Raw genomic sequence first — 17,792 nt, 5'->3', positions numbered from 1 at the left:
GGGGGCGGGGCGCAGGCGGCGAGGGCGAGCGCGAGGGCGGCGGCGCCGAGCGCGGGCCGGGAGGGCGCCGCGCCGCGGACGGCGCGGGGCTTCGTCAAAGCGCCGGCTCCTTCGTGTACCCGGGCAGCGTCCAGCTCCGCAGCTCCTGCAGCACGGCGTCGTTCGTGGAGTCGAGGTGGAGCGGCGTGACGGCCACGAGACCGTCCTTCAGCACGCAGTTGCAGTCGGAGCCCGGGATGTCCTCGTTCGTGGGGCCGCCCTCGCCGCCGATCCAGTAGTACTTGCGGCCGCGCGGATCGGTCTTCTCGATGACCTCGTTGCCGTAGGTCCGCCGGCCGAGCCGGGCGAAGCGGAACCCGCGCACCGGGCCGGGCGGGACGTTGACGTTGAGCAGGAGCGGCGCCGGCGGCGGGCGCGCGACCACGTGCCGCGCGAGCGCCGCCACGAAGCGGGCGGCCTCCTCGAAGACATGGGTCGGGGGCGACGCGAGCGAGGCGGCGATCGCGTGCACCCCGAGGAGCGCCCCTTCCATCGCCGCCGCCACGGTGCCGGAGTAGAGGACGTCGTTGCCGAGGTTCGGGCCGTGGTTTATCCCCGAGACGACCACGTCGGGCCTTGCCGCGCGGAGCACGTGGTTCAGGCCCATGTACACGGCGTCCGTCGGCGTCCCGTCCACCGCGTACCAGCGCGGCGCGAGCTCGAGGAGCCGCAGCGGGTGGTGGAGCGAGATCGCGTGCGACGAGGCCGACTGCTCGCGGTCGGGCGCCACCACCCACACCTCGTCGCCCTCGAAGGCGGCGGCGAGCGCCTTCAGCCCGGGCGCATGCACGCCATCGTCGTTGGAGAGCAGGACTCGCACGCGCGTGAATGTACCACCGGACCGCCAGGCGGGCAGGGGGCTCAGTCCGCCCGCGCGAGCTCGGCCGCGAGCACCTCGGCCACCTCGCGCGCGTGCTGCACGGTCGCGGGGCGCACGCGGGTGAGCGCGCGCCGGACCGCAGCCTCGACCGTGCCGCTCCGGAGGTCGTCCACCGTGCGCCCCTTCGCCGTGAGGGAGAAGAGTGCCCGGCGCGCGTCGGCGGGATCTCGCCGGCGCTCCAGGAGACCGCGGTCGCCGAGGCGCTTCAGGATCCCGGTGAGCGTGCTCGGGTGGAGGTGCAGGATCTCCGAGAGCTCGCCCGCCGAGATGCCCGGATAGCGCCCGAGGATCCGGACCACGAGCCGCTGCGGCGCGGTGATGCGCAGCCGTGACTCCATCCGCTTGGAGGCCGACTGGAGCGCGTGATCGAGGGCCCAGAGCGTCCGCATGAACTCCAGGACGGGGCCGAGGGCCCTCTTCCCGTTGACCTGGAGCTCTGCGTTCTTCTGGGCGCGCCTGGACATGACGACCATTTCACCTCGATCCCGAAGCGATTACCACGGGCGAGGGGACGCGGGTCATGCCCGCGCACACTGGCCTTGAATCCGCTCACCCGTTCTGGGTTAATGGCGAGCCAAACACGCAGTCCGTGTCCGGGGGGACAATTTGGACTGGCGAGAGGGATTCACCGCGTCTCCGCGCGCGGGCGGCACCGCTCCCTCCTTGGAAGCGGAGCGAATCGCGCGTGCGGACGCAGAGGCGTCGGCCGCCCGACTGGAGCGGCTGCAGTCCGTCACGGCCGCGCTCTCTCGCGCGCGGACGCCGGACGAGGTCGCGGAGGTCACGCTCGGGCGCGGGGTCCTCGCGCTCGGCGGGGCGCGGGGCCTCCTCCTCGTGCCCGGCGCCGGCGGCGGCATGGACGTGCTCCCGTACGGCGCGGAGCCGGGGGTCGTGGCGTCGGCGCGGCTCACCGAACCGGGGCCGGTCCGGGACGCGTTCCATTCGCGGGCGCCCGTGTTCCTCGAGGATCGCGCCGCGCTCGTTTCCAGGTACCCGGGGCACGAGGGGCTCGGGGGGGAAGCCTTCGTCGCGCTGCCCCTGCCGTCGCAGGGGCTGCCGCTCGGCGTGCTCTACGTGGGCTACGACGCCCCGCGCGTCTTTCCGGAAGTCGAGCGCGCGCTCGCAGTCACGATCGCCTCGCAGTGCGCGCAGGCGCTGGACCGCGCGCGGCTCTTCATCGCCGAGCGGCTCGCCCGCGCCGAGGCGGTCGCGGCCCAGCGGCGCCTGGCGTTCCTCGACGACGTGTCGGCGCACCTCGCCGCCACCCTCGACGAGGCCGAGATGGTCGCCGGGGTCGTGCGCCTGGCGGTGCCCGCGCTCGGCGACTGGGCGGGGGTGCTGGCGCTGCGCGAGGAGGGCCTCGTCGACGTGGCGCGGCTCGGCCCCGAGAGCCTGGGCGCGCCCGTCGAGGCGCGGGCGCGTGCGCTGGCGGTCGAGCGGCTCCTCATCGCCGGCGAGCCGCCGCGGCCCGAGCCGATCGACGAGTTCCCGGACCACTCCGGGCCCGGGCCGGCGCCGCGGTCCGCGGTGGTCGCGGCGCTCGTGGCCGACGGCGAGGCGCTGGGCCTCCTGGCGGTGGCGAGCGCCGATCCCGGCCGGCGGTACGGTGCGGCGGATCGGGTCCTCATCGGCGAGGTGGCGCGGCGCGCGGCGCTGGCGATCGCGCACGCGCGGCTCCTCGGCGACGCGAGGGCGGCGGCGCGGGCACGCGAGGAGTTCCTCCAGGTCGCCTCCCATGAGCTGCGGGGGCCGCTCGGCACGCTGCGGCTCGGAGTGCAGCTCTTGCTGCGGGACCCGCACGGCGCAGCCGCGACGAGGCCGCCCGAGGCACGGCTCCGGATGATCGAGCGGCAGGCCGATCGATTGGTGCGGCTCTCCGAGGCGCTCCTCGACGTGTCGCGCATCACGGCCGGCCGGCTCGTGCTCGCGCGCGAGGAGGCGGATCTCGCCGCGCTCGTCCGCGAGGTGGCCGGCCGCTACGCCGAGGAGGCCGCCGACGCCGGGTGCGCGCTCACGTGCGACGCGCCCGGGCCGGTCCGCTGCGCCTTCGACGCGGCGCGCGTCGAGCAGGTCGTCTCGAACCTCGTCTCGAACGCGCTCAAGTACGGCCACGGGAAGCCGGTCCGCGTGGGCGTCTCCGCGTCGAACGGCACGGCGCGCGTGACGGTGGCCGATCAGGGCATCGGGATCGACGCCGCCGACCAGGCCCGGATCTTCGGGCGCTTCGAGCGCGCCGTCTCCGGGCGGCACTACTCCGGCCTCGGGCTCGGCCTGTGGATCGTGCAGCAGATCATCGCCGCGCACGGCGGCGGCATCCGCGTCGCGAGCGCGCCGGGGCAGGGCTCGACGTTCACCGTCGAGCTGCCGCTCGACTGACCTGAAGATCGCGTCGCAGCCGACGACGGCTCACCCGATCGGACGATCGGCCGAGGCGCGTTCGAGCTCCCGCGCGGCCACCTTTACGGGGACGCCCCGTGCGTGACAGAGTGCGCTGACGCGCGCGGGGAGGGGAGCGCCGCCGCGCCATGCACTCCATCGTCCGCCTGCCTGCCGCGCTGTTGCGCGGGCTGTTCCTTGCTGCCTCCGCGCCCGCCCTCGGGCTCCTGCGCGGCGCTCCGCCCGCGATGGGAGGCGGGCGCGCCACAGGGTCCAAGAGCCGCGTCCGCAGCTCGCTGCGCGCCTCCTCGGTCGAGGGGGCCTTCGCCGAGCTCGTCGCCGCGACCGCCGGTCCCACCGTGCTCACGGCGTGGGCGCTCCACCTCGGCGCGACGCCGCTCGAGGTCGGGCTCATCGCCGCGCTCCCCCAGCTCGCGCAGGTCGTGCAGCTCCCTGCCGCCTGGACCACCGCGACCTTCGGCCGACGCCGGGTGGCCGTGAGCGCCGTGACGCTCTCGCGCCAGGCGCTCCTCCCGCTCGCCGCGCTCCCCTTCCTCCCGCTGTCGGCGCCCGCGGCGCGGGCGCTCCTGCTCGTGGTCGCGGCGCTCTCCGCGGCCCTCGCCGTGGTCGGGAACAACGCGTGGGTCGCGTGGATGGGCGAGCTCGTCCCGGAGCGCCTCCGCGGCCGCTACTTCGGGCGGCGCACCGCGCTCTGCACCGCCGGCGGCACGGTCGCGGGGCTCGGCGTCGCGCGGCTGCTCGACGCGGTCGGGACCGGCAGGGCCGCGCCGCTCGCGCTCGCGGGGCTGGCGCTCGCCTCGTCTGCGTTCGGCGCGGTGACGACCGCGCTCATGAAGCGCCAGCACGAGCCGCCCGCGCCTTCCCCCTCGCCGCCGTCGCTCGGGGACGCGCTCCGGCCGCTGCGGGATCGCGACGCGCGCGCCGTGCTCGTCTACCAGGTCGCCTGGAACGCCTCGGTGGGCCTCGCGGGCGGGTACTTCACGCTCTACCTGCTGCACGACCTCCGGGCCGGCTTCATGCTCGTCGCCGCCCACGCCGCCATCGGGGCGGTCACCCGCTTCGTGACGGCGCCGCTGTGGGGGCGGGTCCTCGATCGCGCCGGAGCGCGGCCGGTGCTCGCCGCCTGCTCCTTCGCCGCCGCGGGGCTGCCGCTCCTGTGGCTGGCGAGCTCGCCGGACCGGCTGTGGCCGATCGCGCTCGACGCCGCGATCGGCGGGGCGGCCTGGGGGGGCCACGCGCTCGCGACGCTCGCGCTCCCGCTCGAGATCGGCGCCCGTCGCGACCGCCCGTTCCACCTCGCCGCGTTCGCGATGGCGGGCGGCCTGGCCTACGCCGCCGCCGTGACGCTGGGGGGGCTCGCCGCCGTCGCGCTGCCGCCCTCGCTCGCCACGCTCGGCCGGGCCGGAGGGACCGGCCTCGAGCTCGTGTTCGTCGTGTCGGCCCTGGGCCGGCTCGCGAGCGCGCTCCTCGCCCTCCGCACGGACGCGCGCGGCGCCGTCTCGCTCGCCGAGGTGCACCGCGCCGCGACCGGCGCGGCGCGAGGAGCCCTCGCGTACGTCAGGATCCTCCGGCGGTGACGGCGCCGCGCCCTCGGCGCTCACCCGCTCAGAACGGATGCAGGCCGAGCCGCTCGACCGGCACCACGTGCTCCTCGCGGAGCCAGGCGGCCGTGTCGAGCCGGAGCGCGTCCTCGTGCGTGCCGCCGCGGACGACGATCCACGCCTCGTGCGCGAGCGCGTCGTCGACGTAGATGGGCATCCCGAAGAGCCCGAGCGGCGGCTCCGCGCCGACCTCGCACGCCATGAACATCCCCGAGAAGGCGGTCTCCGGCGCCAGCGCCGCGCGCGCCGCGCCGGTGGCGCGCCGCAGCGCCTCGAGGTCCACGCGCTGCGTGGCCGACACGACGGCGAGCGCGAGCTTGCCGTCGAGGTCGACCACCACCGGCTTCGCGATCCGCTCGCCGGAGACGTGCTCCGCGGCGGCGAGCCGCTGCGCCGGAACGGCGCGGACGTGGACCGAGTGCTCGTAGGCGAGGTGGTGCTGCTTCAGATACCGGTCGATGGGCTCCGGGATCACGGCGACCTCCTCCGCTTGGCGCGGGCGGGTGGCGTTGACCTTTCCCTAACCGCGCCCCCCGCCGCGGCGAGCACGACGGCTGACCACGGGTGGGTAGGGACGCGGGAGGGCGAGCCCGTCCGCGGGCGTCCTCTGCAGGGGCCCTTGCTTCCCGCGCCCGGGGGGCGAATGGTTCGCCCGTGATCGCCGAGGCGCCGACGGACGGGCGCCGCCAGAGCGGGGATCGCACCTCACGAATGGCCCTCGACACCGTTGCTCCGACCCTGGGGCGCCGACCGCGCGCGTCCCGACCGTCCCCGACCGCCCGCGAGCTCGCGCGGGAAGCCCTCGGCGAGGTGCGCGACGCGGAGGTGCTCGTCGCGGCCGAGGAGGCCGGCCCCCTCGCCGCGGCGCTCGAGCGGGACGGCGCGCGCGTGACGCCCATCTCGCTCGGTGCCGACGCGCTCGCGGCCCCGGAGCCGTGGCGCGCGATCGAGCTGCCGACCTGGTCGTTCGACGCGGTGGCCGCGGAGGGGCTGCTCTCTCGCGCGGCGGACATCGAGGCCCTCCTCTACCGCCTGCGGGCCTGGGTGAGGCCCGACGCCCCGTTCGCCTTCGTGGAGCCGCTCGCCCCCGCGGCGTGGGACAGCAGCCCGCCGCGGGCCGCGACCGCCGGCGCGCTCGGGGCGCGGGAGCTCGAGCTCGTTCGACGTCACCTCCCCGGGATCCGCGTCCTGCGCCTCCCGGCGCCCGCGGCGGGGCGCCCGGTCTCGCCCTGGGCCGACGCGCTCTGGTCGGCGGTGGAGAGCGCGGCGACGTGGCTGCCCGGCGTCGGTCGCGAGGTGCGGCTCGCGGTGCTCACGGGCCGGCTGCCGCCCTGATGGCGACACCTGATGACGCGATCGCCGCGACGCACCGGGTACCCCGACGGACTTCGCTCAGAGTGACGACGGCCGAGGCCGGGCGCGCGCGCCGTGGCCACGTTCCGCCGCGGTGGCGATCCTCACGTACGATCTCGACCCGACGGAGGGGCTCGCGGGCCCGCGGCTCAAGGCGCTCCTCGACCTCGGGTTCCCGTGCAACCTGACCTGCGGCGGATGCGCGCGGGGGCGCCAGCGTGGCCGCCCCAACCGCGCCGCCGCCCTCGCGGTGGCGGAGCGGCTCGCCGACCTCGTCGCCGAGACCGCCGCAGGGGCGGTATCGCTCGTCCTGTTCGGGGGGGAGCCGCTCCTCGACACGGACGTCGTGGTCGCCAGCTCCGCGCGGGTGCGCGACGCGTGTGCGCGCGACGGGTGCGGCTACGACGCGACGGTGATCACGAACGCGACGCTCCTCGACGGCTTCGGCGCGCGCCGCCTGTCGCGCGCGGGGGTGACGACGCTGCAGGTCACCATCCCCGTCGCCGCGCGCGCGGCGTCGCGCAGCGCGCTGGATCAGCAGCGGTTCGCGCGCATCCTGCGGAGCATCCGCGAGGCGCGCTCGGAGCTCGAGGTGCTCATCCGCTTCGAGGTGGACGGCGCCGAGGACCTGCGCGAGGCGCTCGCGACCGTCCGGGTGCTCGAGCGCGAGGGGATGCTCGCCTCGCCCCACCCCGCCGCCGTCCTGCTGGGGCCGCGCGCGAGCTACGCCGCGCAGGCGCGGGCGTTGTTCCTGGCCCGCCCGGCGCGCGCGGCCGCCGTCACTCGATGCCCATGAGCCGGTAGGCGAAGCGGAACGCCGCGGCGGGCAGGCTCGTCTCCCAGAAGCCGGTCGCGCGCGCGATCGCCCAGAAGCCGAGGAGCGTCGAGAGCGCCACCGCCGGGACGAGCCACGGGGAGAGCGCCCGCGCCCCCTTGCGCGTCACGCCGAGGCAGTCGGGCGTCGTGCAGGCGGCCACGCACGACATGCAGCCGGTGCACTCGGTCGAGATCACCCGGAGCCGCGTGTGCACCGGGATCTCCGCGGGGCAGGCGCGCGTGCAGGCGCGGCAGTCGTTGCAGGCGTCCGGATCCCGGCGCACGGAGAGCGGCGAGAGCAGGCTCGCGACGCCGAGGAGCGCGCCGTACGGGCAGAGATAGCGGCACCAGAAGTGCTTCACGACGAGCGAGAGCGCCGCGAGCGCCCCGATCACGAAGAGCGACAGCGTCCCGGGGTGCCGGAAGAAGAGGAGCATCTTCGCGTCGGCGGCCGTGTTGAACGGGGACCGGAGGAAACCTTCGATCGCCTCGAGCGGCATCTGCCCGACGGTCCAGACGAAGAAGCCGAGGAGCAGGTACTTGAGCGAGGAGAGCGGCAGGTCGAGCCAGCGCGGCACCGCCGGCCAGCGGCGGCGCCACAGGGTTCGCCTGCCGATCCACTCGAGCGCCCGCGAGATCGTGCCGACCGGGCAGACCCACGAGCAGAACGCCTTCCGCGCGAGGAACGCGGTCGCGAGGGCCGCGAGGAGGATGGTGAGGCCGGCCGGGTGGACCTCGTCCCAGTAGCGGGTGAGGAGGAAGCGCTTCAGGCCCAAGAGCGCCGCGATGGGGAGGAAGGCCTCGACCGCGGGTGGGCGCGAGACGGTGAGCGGTCCGTCGCTCGTCGCCTGCGAGACGAAGCGGGCGAACTCGAGCCCGACGAGCGCCAGGAAGGCGAGATACGCGATCTGCACGGCCCAGCGGACGCGCGGGAGGAGCCGGTGCGGGTTCGTCCACCGGGCGGGCGTCACGCCGAATCGAGGGACGGCGGGCGAGGGAGCGGGCGGCGGCTCGGGGAGAAGCTCGTGGTTGGGCGTCGACATGCTCGGGTGGTGCTCCGGCGGGCGGCGAACGTTATCTCCTCGGGCCCGGCTGGGACAACGCAGAGGCCATGCGTCCCGCGATCATCCCTTCCGGGGCTGGAGCCGTGGCCTCCCTTCCGACGGGGGCCGCGATGCGTAACATTCCGCTTTTCCCAAAATTCCAACTACACGGAGCGTAACGATGGCCGTCAACCTCATCCACCTCCCGCGCATCCTCGAGCGTCACGGCGAGGCGCTGCTCGCGGACTGGATCCGCGAGCAGCTACAGTCGAGGTCCCGGACCGGCGCGATCAAGGAGGGGGAGCTGCGCGAGCAGTGCGCCGAGTTCCTGCGCCTGTTCCGCGAGGCGACGACGAAGGGCGGCGTCGACATGACCCGTCCCGAGTACGGGCCGCTCCGCGAGCTGCTCGCCAACGTCTCCGCCTCGCGCGGTGCGCAGGGGTTCTCGCCGAGCGAGACCGCCAAGTTCGTCTTCTCGTTCAAGCGGCCGCTCTTCATGCGGCTGCGGGAGGAGCTCATGCGGGACCCGGTCGCGCTCGCCGACGAGACCTGGGCGGCGACGGAGCTCCTGGACGAGCTCGGCCTCTACACGACCGAGGTGTACCAGAAGGCGCGCGAGGCGGTGATCGTGCGCCAGCAGGAGGAGATGCTCGAGCTCTCGACCCCGGTCGTGAAGCTGTGGGACGGCATCCTGGCGCTGCCGATGATCGGCACGCTCGACTCCAACCGGACGCAGGTGGTGATGGAGACGCTCCTCGAGAAGATCGTGGAGACCGGCTCCGAGGTGGCGATCATCGACATCACCGGCGTGCCGACGGTCGACACCCTCGTCGCGCAGCACCTCATGAAGACGGTGGCGGCGGCGCGGCTGATGGGCGCCGAGTGCATCATCAGCGGCATCCGCCCGGCGATCGCGCAGACCATCGTCCACCTCGCGATCGATCTCGGCACCGTCGTCACGAAGGCGAACCTCGCCGACGCCTTCAAGGCGGCGCTCGACAAGCTGGGCGTGGCACAGCTCCCCGGTCGCTGACGAGGTCGGAACATGGACCGCATCCCGATCCTGCGGATGGGCGAGTTCCTGCTCGTCACCATCCAGGTGGACATGCACGACCAGCTCGCCCTGACGCTGCAGGACGACCTCACGGCGCAGATCACGCGCACCGGCGCGCGCGGCGTGCTCATCGACATCTCGTCGCTCGACGTCGTCGACTCCTTCATCGGCCGCATGCTCGGCTCGATCGCCTCCATGGCCCGGCTCATGAACGCGGAGACGGTGGTCGTCGGCATGCAGCCGTCGGTGGCGATCACCCTGGTCGAGCTCGGCCTCACGCTGCACGGCATCCGGACCGCCCTGAACGTGGAGAAGGGGATGGCGCTCCTGCGGGCGGGCGCGGCTCGGAGGAGCCGCGCGTGAGGACGACCGCATGCCCGTCGTGAAGGAGGAGACGGTCGCGATCCGCTCCGACGCAGACGTGGTGCTGGTCCGGCAGCGGGTCCGGCGCCGCGCCCAGGAGCTGCGCTTCTCGCTCGTCGACCAGACCAAGCTCGTCACCGCCGCGAGCGAGCTCGCGCGCAACGCGCTCGAGCACGGCCGGGGCGGCGAGATGCTGCTCCAGGTGCTGGAGGAGCCGCCGCGCTCCGGGCTCAGGCTCGTCTTCGTCGACCGTGGCCCCGGGATCTCGAACGTGGAGCTCGCGATGAAGGACGGTTACACCACGGGCGGAGGGCTGGGCCTCGGGCTGGGCGGGGCGAAGCGGCTCGTGAACGAATTCGCGGTGGAGTCCGCCCCCGGCGCGGGGACCCGCGTCACGGTGACGAAGTGGCATTGACCAATGGTGACACGATCCTCGTCCGCGTCGACGAGGCCTCGCAGATCGGGGAGGCGCGCCGCACGGCGCGCCGGCTGGCGGGCGACCTCGGGCTCGACGACGTGGTCGCCGAGCGGGCGGCCATCGTGGCGAGCGAGGCGGCGAGGAACCTCGTCGCGCACGGGGGCGGCGGCGTGGTCTGCGTCCAGCCGCTCGGCCACCCGCCGCGTGGGGTCGCGGTCGTCGCGCTCGACCGGGGCCGCGGCATCGAGGACCTCCCGCGCGCGATGCGCGACGGCCACTCGACCGCGGGGACGCCGGGCGAGGGGCTCGGCGCCATGGCGAGGGTCGGCGACGCGTTCGACGTGTGGAGCGCGCCGGGGAAGGGCACCGCGCTCGTCGCCGAGGTCTGGGCGGAGCGCCCGCCCGCGAGCCAGGTCGCGACGGGCGCGATCTCGGTCGCCACGGCCGGCGAGCGCGTCTGCGGCGACGGGTGGCTCGTGGTGGAGCAGGCCGGCCGGGCGGTGCTGGCGGTCGTCGACGGGCTCGGCCACGGGCCCCACGCGGCGGACGCGGCGCACGTCGCGCTCGAGGCGATCCGCAAGGCGGCCGACGAGCCGCCACGCGAGATCGTCGGCCGGGCCCACGCCGCGCTCCGCGCGACCCGTGGCGCCGCGCTGGCGGTCGCCACGCTCGACCTCGGCACCGGCGCACTGCGCTACTCGGGGCTCGGGAACGTGGTCGGCGCCATCGTCGGCACCGGCGCGGTGCGCCGGCTCGTGTCGCTCGCAGGGACCGCCGGGCACGCGGCGCGATCGATCCACGAGTACGCCTACGAAGTGCCGGAGGGCGCGGTCCTCGTCATGCACTCGGACGGCATCGCCACCCACTGGGACGCCGCGGCGTACCCGGGGCTGCTCGCGCGGCACCCCGCGCTCGTGGCGGGGGTCCTGTTCCGCGATCACGCGCGCGGCCGCGACGACGCGACCGTCCTCGTCGCGCGGAGGGGCGTGTGAGGAGCCAACCGGGCGGCACCGGCCCCATCCTCACCGTCGCGATCCGGCGGGAGGAGGACGTCGTCCTCGCGCGGCAGCGCGCGCGGCAGGTGGCGCGGCTGGTGGGCGTCGCGGCCTCGGAGCAGACGCGCCTCGCGACGGCCGTCTCCGAGATCGCGCGGAACGCCTGGAAGTACGCGAGCGGCGGGAAGGTGGAGATCGCGCTCGAGGACGGCGAGGAGGCGAGCGCGCTCGTCGTGCGCGTCCGGGACCAGGGACGAGGGGTGAAGGACCTCGACGCGGTCCTCTCCGGCCGCTACCACTCCCCCACGGGCATGGGGCTCGGCATCGCCGGGAGCCGGCGGCTCGTCGACCGCTTCGACATCCAGAGCGGACCTTCGGGCACGACGGTGACGCTCGTGAAGGACCTGCCGCCGGGGGCGGGGCCGGCGACGCCGCGCGAGCTCGCGGCCCTCCTCGACGCGCTCTCGCGGGAGCGGCCGCACGACGCCCTCGAGGAGCTCACCACCCAGAACCAGGAGCTGCTCGGCGCGCTCGACGCGCTCAAGGAGCGCGAGCGCCAGCTCGTCGAGCTGAACCGCGAGCTCGAGGACACGAACCGCGGGGTGGTCGCGCTGTACGCGGAGCTCGACGAGAAGGCCGACTACCTGCGGCGGGCCTCGGAGCTGAAGAGCCGGTTCCTCTCGAACATGAGCCACGAGTTCCGGACCCCGCTCAACACCGTGATCTCGTTCTGCGGGCTGCTGCTCGGCGAGAGCGACGGCCCCCTCAACGACGAGCAGCGCAAGCAGATCGGGTTCGCGCGCCGCTCGGCGGAGGGGATGCTCGACCTCGTGAACGACCTCCTCGATCTCGCCAAGGTGGAGGCGGGGAAGACCACCGTCCGCGCCGCGCCGTTCGAGGTGAGCGAGCTGTTCGGGGCGCTGCGTGGCATGCTGCGGCCGCTCCTCGCGACCACCCAGCTCGCGCTCCACTTCGAGGACCCGGTGGGGCTGCCGGCGCTCTACACGGACGAGGGCAAGATCTCGCAGATCCTCCGCAACCTCATCTCCAACGCGCTCAAGTTCACCGAGCGCGGCGAGGTGCGCATCGCGGCCCGGCGCGAGGGCGGCCGGGCGATCTTCTCGGTGTCGGACACCGGCATCGGGATCGCGCCGGAGGACCAGGAGCGCATCTTCCAGGAGTACGGTCAGCTCGACTCGCCGGTGCAGCGGCGCGTGCGCGGCACCGGCCTCGGGCTCCCGCTCTCCAGGCGGCTCGCCGAGCTGCTCGGCGGCCGGATCACCCTGCAGAGCGAGCCGGGCGTCGGCTCCACCTTCACCTTTGACGTGCCGCTCTTCTACGGGGGCCCCCCCGAGATCGGCGCGGTCCCCGACATCGCCGCGCTCCACGATCCCACCCGGTACCCCGTGCTCGTGGTCGAGGACAACCCCGAGACGATCTTCGTCTACGAGAAGTTCACGAGCGGGACGCCGTTCCAGGTGCTCTCGGTCGGGACGCTGCTCGAGGCGCGGCGCGCGGTGCAGCGGCTCCGGCCCGTGGCGGTCGTGCTCGACGTCATGCTCGGCGCCGAGACGGCCTGGCCGCTCCTGTCCGAGCTCAAGGGCTCCGCGCTCACCCGCGGCATCCCCGTCTACGTCGTGACCATGGTCGAGAACCGCGGCAAGGCGAAGGGGCTCGGGGCGGACGACTTCGCCGAGAAGCCGCTCGAGCGCGGCTGGCTCCTGTCACGCCTCGAGGAGGCGGCGGGGCTCCTGCCGCGCGAGGAGCTCCTGATCGTCGACGACGACGAGGCCTCGCGGTACCTGCTCCGCTCGCTCCTCTCGGAGACGCGCTACGCGGTCGTGGACGTCGCCTCCGGCGAGGAGGCGCTGCGGCGCGTCGCGGAGCGCCGGCCCGCGGCGGTGTTCCTCGACTGGAAGATGCCGGGGATGGACGGGGGGGAGGTGCTCGCGCGGCTCCGGGCCGACCCGCGGACGCGCGACGTGCCGGTGCTCGTCTACACCGGGGAGGAGCTCGGCCCCGAGCAGCGCGCGCGCGCGGCGGGCGCCGCGGCGATCCTCGCCAAGGGCCGACCGCGGCTGTCCGCGCTGCACGAGATCCGGGAAGCGCTCGCGCGCCTCGGACGAGGGGTCGATCCGCCGTGAACTCCCGGGCGCACATCCTGTTCGTCGAGGACGACGAGGCGACCCGCTACGCGGTGAACCGCATCCTCGCGAACGCCGGCTTCCGCGTGAGCGTCGCCGCCACGGGCGCCCAGGCCCGGGCGCTCGCGCGCTCCGCGCGCCCCGAGCTCGTGCTCCTCGACGTGCAGCTCCCCGACGCGATCGGCTTCGACGTCTGCCGCGACCTCAAGGCGGACCCCGCCACCGCCGCGCTGCCGATCGTCTTCCTCTCCGCGCGTCGGGCCGACGCGGACGACGTCGTGCGAGGGCTCGAGGGCGGCGCGGACCTGTACCTCACCCACCCCGTCGAGCCGCACGTCCTCGTGGCGGCGCTGAACGCGCTCCTGCGCGTCCGCCTCGCGGAGGCGCGCCTCCGGCGGTTCGTCGACTCGAGCATGTTCGGGGTCGCCGAGTTCGACCGCCGGGGTGGCTTCCTCGAGGGGAACGACGAGCTCCTCCGCATCCTGGGGCTCGCGCGGGCGGACGACCTCGCCCAGGTGAACGGCGTCTCGCTCGCCCCCGGGCTGCGCGCCGAGCAGGGCGAGCTGACGCCCTCGGAGTGGCGCGCGCTGGACGCGGCCGCCGAGGAGCAGCTCCGGTCCGGCGGCGTCGTGCGGCCGTACGAGAAGGAGTTCTGGCGCAAGGACGGCAGCCGCGTGCCGGTGCTCGTGGGCGCGGCAGCGGTCCCCGGCGGCGGCGGCCACGTGGCGTTCGTGCTCGACCTCACCGAGCGCAAGCGGGCCGAGCGCGAGCGCGAGGACGCGCTCGCGCGCGCCGAGGCGGCGCAGCGCCGGATGTCGTTCCTGCTCTCCGTCACGAGCGCGCTCATGGTCGCGCCGGGGGAGATCGCCACGGCGATGCGCCGGCTCGCGGTGCTCTGCGCGGGCGAGATCGGGGACTGGTGCATCGTCGACCGGGTCACCCAGGACGGGACGAAGCGGCTCGCGGTGGCGAGCGCCGAGCCGGCGCGCCTGCCCGACGCGGCGGTCGTCGAGGCCCGCGCGCCGGGAGGAGCCGGCGCGATCGCGCGCGCGCTCGCCGCGGGCGCGCCGCAGCACCTCCAGCCCGTGGACGATCCCGACGCGCTCGAGCCGGCGCAGGACGCCGCCCACCGGCAGGCGCTGCTCACGCTCCGCGTCGGCGCGGCGGCCGTGTTCCCCATCGCCCACGGCGGCCGGGTCCTCGGCGCGCTCACGCTCGTGCGCTCGGCGCGCGGGGTCGAGCTCGCGCCCGTCGAGCTCGCGCTCGGCGAGGAGATCGCGGATCGCGCGGCGATCGCCCTCGAGAACGCGCGCCTCCACGACGAGCTCGCGCGCTCGCTGCGCGCCCGCGAGCAGACGCTCGCCGAGGTCTCGCACGACCTGCGCAACCCGCTCTCGTCGATCGTCCTCGCGGCGGCGCAGCTCGAGCGCTCCGCCGATCGCCCCGACCTGCGCGAGGTCGTCTCGCGGCGCGCGGCGAGCATCCGCCGCGCCGGCGACCGGATGAACCGCCTGGTCCACGACCTGCTCGACCTCGCGCGTGCGGAGACGGGGCGGCTCGAGCTCGACCTGGGCGAGCACGCGGCGCGCGACCTGCTCGACGACGCGCTCGACGGCGTCGCGCCCGCCGTGCGCGAGCGCGAGCTCCGGGTCCGCACGGTCGCCGAGGGGGTCGTGGTCCGCTGCGATCGCGAGCGGGTGCACCGCGTCCTCTCGAACCTCCTCTCGAACGCCGCCAAGGTGAGCCCGCGCAAGGGCACCATCGAGCTCGCCGCCCGGCGTCGGGGAGACGAGGCGCTGTTCACCGTCACGGACGAGGGGCCGGGCATCGCGCTGGAGGAGCAGACGCTCATCTTCGAGCGCTACTGGCGCGGGCGCGAGTCCGGCGCGCACGGCGTGGGGCTCGGCCTGTCGATCGTGAAGACGCTCGTCGAGCGCCACGGCGGGAAGGTCTGGGTGGAGAGCGAGCCCGGCGACGGGGCGCGGTTCTCGTTCACGCTGCCCGTGGCGGGGTAGAACCCATCGACCACCCAGGCGAGGTGCGCGGCTGGCGCGCAGGCGAGCGCAATCCGGGGCCGCGGCGGGGAGCGGCGGGTCTCGCGGGGCGGACCCGCGCGAGGGGCGGCCGCGGGGCTTACACTGGCGCGGGAGGAGCACCCCGATGCCGACCGCCGAGTGGAAGCGGATCTGCTGCCCGATCGACTTCTCCGACGCCTCGCGCGCCGCGATGGAGGTCGCCGCCGACCTCGCGCGGCGGATGGGCGCGGAGCTCTGGCTCCTGCACGCCTATCCGGTCCCCGGCTACACCTTCCCCGACGGCTCGGTGGTGGCGAGCCCGAAGATGCTCCAGGATCTCGCAGAGGGCGCCCAGCGCCACCTCGACGAGTGGCGCGTGAGCGCCGAGGCGCTCGGCGCGCCCCACGTCGAGACCGCGAAGGAGGCCGGCGAGCCGGCGGCGGAGATCGTCGCGTTCGCGCGGGCGCGGGGGATGGACCTGCTCGTCCTCGGCACGCACGGGCGCACCGGCATCGAGCACGCCCTCATGGGCTCCATCGCGGAGCGCGTCGTCCGCAGGGCGCACTGCCCGGTGCTCACGGTCCGGCCGCCCGCGGCGTAGGCGGGACGGGCGCGAGGAGCTCGGCGATGCGCGCCGCGCGGTGCGCGAAGATCCGTGCGAGCGAGGGGCGCACGAGGAGCGCGTGCGCGAGCGTGCCGAGGGGACCGAAGGGCAGCTCGTAGTCGACGCGGTCTCGCACCAGCGTCCCCCCCGGCGCGTCCTCGAACGTGTGGAGGTGGCGCCAGCGCCGGTAGGGGCCCGCGAGCTGGACGTCCACGAATCGCTCGCCGGGCACGAGCTCGTCGATGCGCGTGCGCCACGAGAACGGCACGCCGAAGAGCGACAGCCGGTACGCGATGAGCGCGCCGGGCGCGAGCTCGATGGGGCCGGGCGTGACGACACGGAAGCGCAGGAACCCGGGCGTGATGGCCTCGAGGTTGTGCGCGTCGGAGAAGAAGGCGAAGACGTCCTCGCGCAGGCGCGGCACGAGCTGCGCGCGCTCGAGGACCCAGCGGCGGGCCATGGGGTCTCCTCCGGGGTGGGCCTTCGCCGCTCCCGATAGCGCCCGCGGGCGGGGTTTGCTGGCGCCGCTCGGGTCCGCTCGATAAACCCGGAGAGGAGGGCGCCTCGCGGAGATCTCATGGCCGAGCTCGTCACCGAGTACATGGGGCTCGCGCTGCCCAGCCCGCTCGTGCTCGCGAGCTGCGCGCTCTCGAACCGCCTCGAGAACCTCGAGGCCGCGGAGGGGCACGGCGCCGGGGCGGTGGTGCTCCGGTCGCTGTTCGAGGAGCAGCTCGAGTCCTCGACGAGCGCGCTCGAGGAGGAGCTCCTCCGCGGCGCCGAGTCGAACCCCGAGGCGCGCACCTACTTCCCGCCGCAGCGGGTCGGGCCGCACGACTACCTGTCGCTCGTCGAGCGCGCGAAGCGGGCGCTCGAGATCCCGGTCATCGCGAGCCTCAACTGCGCGGCGCCCGGGAGCTGGACGGAGTACGCGCGCGACATCGAGCAGGCGGGCGCGGACGCGCTCGAGGTGAACCTGTACGCGGTGGAGGCGGATCCGGCCGTGTCGGCGGCCGAGATCGAGGCGCGCTACCTCGAGATCGTCGCCGCCGTTCGCCACGCGGTGCGCATCCCGATCGCGGTGAAGCTCTCGCCGTACTTCACCTCGCTCGCGAACTTCGCCTCCCGGCTCGACGCGCTCGAGGTGGACGGCCTCGTCCTCTTCAACCGGTTCCTGCAGCCCGACATCTCGCTCGAGCGCATGGCGGCGGCGCCGACCATGACCCCTTCTTCACCGGCGGAGTCGCTCCTGCCGCTGCGCTGGATCGCCCTGCTGCACGGGCGGGTGCGCGCCCACCTCGCCGCGACCACGGGGGTGTACGACGCCGCCGGCGTGCTGAAGCAGATCCTGGCCGGCGCGCACGTGGTGCAGCTCGCCTCCGCGCTCATGAAGAACGGGATGCCGCACCTCGGAAAGGTGCTCGCGGAGCTCGAGGACTGGCTGGACCGCCGCGGCATCTCGACGCTGGACGAGCTCCGGGGGGCGCTGTCCCAGCGCGAGGTGAGCGATCCCGGGGCGTTCGAGCGAGCCCAGTACGTGCACCTCATCCTGTCGCAGAACATCTGATCCACGGCCGTCGCCCCGTGGCAGCATGTCGGGCGATGGCCACCCCCTCGCCCAGGCCGCCCCGCGCGCCGGCCGCCCTCGTCCGGGCCTTCGCCTGCGCGGGCGCGGGCCTCGCCGACGCAGCCCTCCGCGAGCGGAACCTCCGCATCCACCTCGGGCTCGGCGTCCTCGCGACGTGCGGCGCGGCGGTGCTCGAGCTCACCGCGGCGGAGCGCGCGCTCGTCCTCGCCTGCGCGGGCGCGGTCGTCGCCGCCGAGGCGGTGAACTCGGCGCTCGAGACGATCGTGGACGTGGTGCTGCCCGGTCCGGATCCGCGCGCCCGCTTCGCGAAGGACGCCGCGGCCGGCGCCGTGCTCGCGCTCGCCGTCGCGAGCGTCGCGGTCGCGGCCGCCGTCCTCGCGCCCCGGATCGCGGCGCTCGCCGAAGGAGCCCGGGCGCTCGCCCCGTCGGTGGCAGGGGCCGCGGTCGCCGCGCTCGCCGCGTGGCGGCTCCCCGCGCCCGTCGAG

At 75.2% G+C, this 17,792-nt stretch carries 18 protein-coding genes; 13 read left to right on the top strand and 5 right to left on the bottom strand.

Going from position 1 to position 17,792, the window contains the following annotated elements; genetic code table 11:
• Window positions 1-94 precede the first annotated feature (94 nt).
• Window positions 95-859, bottom strand: coding sequence for a 5'/3'-nucleotidase SurE (gene surE / locus MNZ39_RS18705; protein WP_242340601.1), 765 nt, complete (start codon window positions 857-859; stop codon window positions 95-97).
• Window positions 860-900: 41 nt separating this feature from the next.
• On the bottom strand, window positions 901-1,383 hold the full coding sequence (locus MNZ39_RS18700) for a MarR family winged helix-turn-helix transcriptional regulator (RefSeq protein ID WP_242340600.1): 483 nt from the start codon (window positions 1,381-1,383) through the stop codon (window positions 901-903).
• A gap of 199 nt (window positions 1,384-1,582) precedes the next feature.
• Here MNZ39_RS18700 and MNZ39_RS18695 point away from each other — a divergent pair, with 199 nt between their 5' ends.
• Both MNZ39_RS18695 and MNZ39_RS18690 read left to right on the top strand, forming a co-directional pair.
• Window positions 1,583-3,295 carry an ATP-binding protein gene (locus tag MNZ39_RS18695; protein ID WP_242340599.1) on the top strand — a complete coding sequence of 571 codons (1,713 nt, stop codon included), beginning with the start codon at window positions 1,583-1,585 and terminating at the stop codon, window positions 3,293-3,295.
• Between the two features lie 149 nt (window positions 3,296-3,444).
• Window positions 3,445-4,893: an MFS transporter gene (locus tag MNZ39_RS18690; RefSeq protein WP_242340598.1), complete on the top strand. Its 1,449-nt coding sequence runs from the start codon at window positions 3,445-3,447 to the stop codon at window positions 4,891-4,893.
• A 28-nt stretch (window positions 4,894-4,921) separates the two neighbouring features.
• Here the strand turns inward: MNZ39_RS18690 and MNZ39_RS18685 are convergent, their stop codons facing one another.
• Complete coding sequence (locus tag MNZ39_RS18685; protein WP_242340597.1) at window positions 4,922-5,392, bottom strand: aminoacyl-tRNA deacylase; 471 nt, start codon at window positions 5,390-5,392, stop codon at window positions 4,922-4,924.
• 236 nt (window positions 5,393-5,628) lie between these two features.
• Between MNZ39_RS18685 and MNZ39_RS18680 the strand changes: the two genes are divergently transcribed.
• Window positions 5,629-6,252 carry a hypothetical protein gene (locus tag MNZ39_RS18680; RefSeq protein WP_242340596.1) on the top strand — a complete coding sequence of 208 codons (624 nt, stop codon included), beginning with the start codon at window positions 5,629-5,631 and terminating at the stop codon, window positions 6,250-6,252.
• A 112-nt stretch (window positions 6,253-6,364) separates the two neighbouring features.
• Complete coding sequence (locus MNZ39_RS18675) at window positions 6,365-7,066, top strand: radical SAM protein (protein ID WP_242340595.1); 702 nt, start codon at window positions 6,365-6,367, stop codon at window positions 7,064-7,066.
• Here MNZ39_RS18675 and MNZ39_RS18670 read toward each other — a convergent pair.
• Complete coding sequence (locus MNZ39_RS18670) at window positions 7,050-8,129, bottom strand: 4Fe-4S binding protein (protein WP_242340594.1); 1,080 nt, start codon at window positions 8,127-8,129, stop codon at window positions 7,050-7,052. The two genes, MNZ39_RS18675 and MNZ39_RS18670, sit on opposite strands and share 17 nt — an antisense overlap.
• A 181-nt stretch (window positions 8,130-8,310) precedes the next feature.
• On the opposite strand from MNZ39_RS18670, the gene MNZ39_RS18665 reads away from it, so the two are divergent.
• From MNZ39_RS18665 to MNZ39_RS18635, 7 genes are all read left to right on the top strand, one after another.
• Window positions 8,311-9,162 (top strand): STAS domain-containing protein, encoded by an 852-nt coding sequence (locus MNZ39_RS18665; RefSeq protein WP_242340593.1) that lies wholly within the window; start codon window positions 8,311-8,313, stop codon window positions 9,160-9,162.
• A gap of 12 nt (window positions 9,163-9,174) precedes the next feature.
• Entirely contained in the window at window positions 9,175-9,546 is a 372-nt protein-coding gene (locus MNZ39_RS18660; protein WP_242340592.1) for an STAS domain-containing protein, read from the top strand.
• Between the two features lie 10 nt (window positions 9,547-9,556).
• The gene (locus MNZ39_RS18655) at window positions 9,557-9,961 is read left to right on the top strand and encodes an anti-sigma regulatory factor (RefSeq protein WP_242340591.1); all 405 of its coding nucleotides are present in this window, start codon (window positions 9,557-9,559) and stop codon (window positions 9,959-9,961) included.
• Window positions 9,958-10,956, top strand: coding sequence for a SpoIIE family protein phosphatase (locus MNZ39_RS18650; protein ID WP_242340590.1), 999 nt, complete (start codon window positions 9,958-9,960; stop codon window positions 10,954-10,956). Before MNZ39_RS18655 ends, MNZ39_RS18650 begins: the two co-directional genes overlap by 4 nt.
• On the top strand, window positions 10,953-13,103 hold the full coding sequence (locus MNZ39_RS25040) for an ATP-binding protein (protein WP_242340589.1): 2,151 nt from the start codon (window positions 10,953-10,955) through the stop codon (window positions 13,101-13,103). Before MNZ39_RS18650 ends, MNZ39_RS25040 begins: the two co-directional genes overlap by 4 nt.
• Window positions 13,100-15,118 (top strand): ATP-binding protein, encoded by a 2,019-nt coding sequence (locus tag MNZ39_RS18640; RefSeq protein ID WP_242340588.1) that lies wholly within the window; start codon window positions 13,100-13,102, stop codon window positions 15,116-15,118. The genes MNZ39_RS25040 and MNZ39_RS18640 overlap by 4 nt, the downstream gene beginning before the upstream one ends.
• A gap of 145 nt (window positions 15,119-15,263) precedes the next feature.
• The gene (locus MNZ39_RS18635; protein ID WP_242340587.1) at window positions 15,264-15,719 is read left to right on the top strand and encodes a universal stress protein; all 456 of its coding nucleotides are present in this window, start codon (window positions 15,264-15,266) and stop codon (window positions 15,717-15,719) included.
• Here MNZ39_RS18635 and MNZ39_RS18630 read toward each other — a convergent pair.
• Window positions 15,694-16,182 carry an SRPBCC family protein gene (locus MNZ39_RS18630; RefSeq protein WP_242340586.1) on the bottom strand — a complete coding sequence of 163 codons (489 nt, stop codon included), beginning with the start codon at window positions 16,180-16,182 and terminating at the stop codon, window positions 15,694-15,696. The two genes, MNZ39_RS18635 and MNZ39_RS18630, sit on opposite strands and share 26 nt — an antisense overlap.
• 117 nt (window positions 16,183-16,299) lie before the next feature.
• Here MNZ39_RS18630 and MNZ39_RS18625 point away from each other — a divergent pair, with 117 nt between their 5' ends.
• Complete coding sequence (locus MNZ39_RS18625) at window positions 16,300-17,286, top strand: dihydroorotate dehydrogenase-like protein (protein WP_242340585.1); 987 nt, start codon at window positions 16,300-16,302, stop codon at window positions 17,284-17,286.
• Between the two features lie 35 nt (window positions 17,287-17,321).
• Window positions 17,322-17,792 (top strand): diacylglycerol kinase (locus MNZ39_RS18620; protein ID WP_242340584.1); only part of this gene is annotated, 471 nt, incomplete at its 3' end.

The organism is Anaeromyxobacter sp. SG66 (assembly GCF_022690805.1).
Taxonomy (GTDB): Bacteria; Myxococcota; Myxococcia; order Myxococcales; family Anaeromyxobacteraceae; genus Anaeromyxobacter; species Anaeromyxobacter soli.
Note: the sequence above shows the minus strand (reverse complement) of the source record. Positions and strands in the feature narration are given on the sequence as shown.